Origin of the sequence: Streptomyces sp. NPDC127084 (genome assembly GCF_042724175.1) — a bacterium.
GTDB lineage: Bacteria > Actinomycetota > Actinomycetes > Streptomycetales > Streptomycetaceae > Streptomyces.
The window spans coordinates 24,474-25,914 of record NZ_JBHXFA010000108.1 but is presented as its reverse complement, the minus strand read 5'-3'; the positions used below and the strand labels follow the sequence as shown (position 1 = coordinate 25,914).

General features: G+C 67.7%; 2 protein-coding genes. Both read right to left on the bottom strand.

From position 1 onward, the window contains the following. Nucleotides 1-124: 124 nt before the first annotated feature. A complete protein-coding gene (locus ACFWI9_RS23425) occupies nucleotides 125-700 on the bottom strand; it encodes a TerD family protein (protein WP_387164842.1) in 576 nt (191 codons plus the stop codon). 115 nt (nucleotides 701-815) lie between these two features. After that, the gene (locus ACFWI9_RS23420) at nucleotides 816-1,274 is read right to left on the bottom strand and encodes a peroxiredoxin (protein ID WP_387164841.1); all 459 of its coding nucleotides are present in this window, start codon (nucleotides 1,272-1,274) and stop codon (nucleotides 816-818) included. Between the last annotated feature and the right edge of the window lie 167 nt (nucleotides 1,275-1,441).

Sequence of the window (1,441 nt, the reverse complement as noted above, 5' to 3'; positions counted from 1 at the left end):
GTGGGTGTCCCCCCTGTGTTTGTCCTCCCAACTGTTTTGTGGGGGTGTGGGGGGGGGGGGGGGCCGCGCCCCCCCCCGTGGGGGGCGGCCCCGGCCCCCGGACACAGGGCTTGCTTCGCTGAGCTCAGACGTTGACGCCGAAGTCCTGCGCGATTCCGCGCAGACCCGAGGCGTAGCCCTGGCCGATGGCACGGAACTTCCACTCGGCTCCGTTGCGGTACAGCTCACCGAAGACCATGGCGGTCTCGGTGGAGGCGTCCTCGCTCAGGTCGTAACGGGCGAGCTCCACGCCGTCCGCCTGGTTCACCACGCGGATGAACGCGTTGCGCACCTGGCCGAAGGACTGCTGACGGCTCTCGGCGTCGTAGATGGAGACCGGGAACACGATCTTGGCGACATCGGCCGGAACGGACGCGAGGTTCACCTTGATCTGCTCGTCGTCGCCCTCACCCTCACCGGTCAGGTTGTCACCGGTGTGCTCGACAGAGCCGTCGGGGCTCTTGAGGTTGTTGAAGAAGACGAAGTTCCCGTCGAGGCCGACCTTGCCCTCGGCGTTCGTCAGCATGGCGCTGGCGTCGAGGTCGAAGTCGGTTCCGGTGGTGGTGCGGACGTCCCAGCCCAGACCGACGGTGACCGCCGTCAGGTTGGGGGCGGCCTTGGTCAGCGAGACGTTGCCGCCCTTGCTGAGGCTGACTCCCACGAGTCCTCCCATGTAGATTTCAGGGGCAGCGCCCCCGTCGTGCGATGGCATCGGATCAACGACTGGATCCTAGTGAGGGGTTCCCCACCGAAACCAGACACTTCGGCCGATGAGGTCACAGCGCGTCGAGCGCCTTGACGTAGTCGTTGAGGTCCCGTGCGTCGGGCAGGTCGTTGACCACGCTCCAGCGCACCGTGCCCTCCTTGTCGATGACGAAGGTGCCGCGTACGGCGCAGCCCTTGTCCTCGGCGAAGACGCCGTAGGCACGCGCCGTCTCGCCGTGCGGCCAGAAGTCGGACAGCAGCGGGAACTCCAGGCCCTCCTGCTCGGCGAACACCCGCAGGGTGTGCATCGAGTCCGTGGAGACGGCGAGCAATTGCGTGTCGTCGTTGACGAACAGCGGCAGCTCGTCACGCAGCGCGGCGAGCTCCCCCGTGCACACCCCGGTGAAGGCGAACGGGTAGAAGACCAGGACCACGTTCTTCTCGCCGCGGAACCCGGCCAGTGCCACGGTCCGCCCGTGGTTGTCCTTGAGTGTGAAGTCCGGGGCCTCGCTACCGGCTTCGATCGGCATTGGCGCTTCCCTCATCCCTGTGTGTGCGGGCCGTCCGGGCGAGTTCCCGGAACCGGATGTCCGCCAGCCTATGCACAGGGCCCCTGCCGACGGTCATAGCGTCGTCGGCAGGGGCCCGGCGGGTGGGGGTGGCTCAGCGCGTGGACTTAGCCCCCCTGGGCGTGACC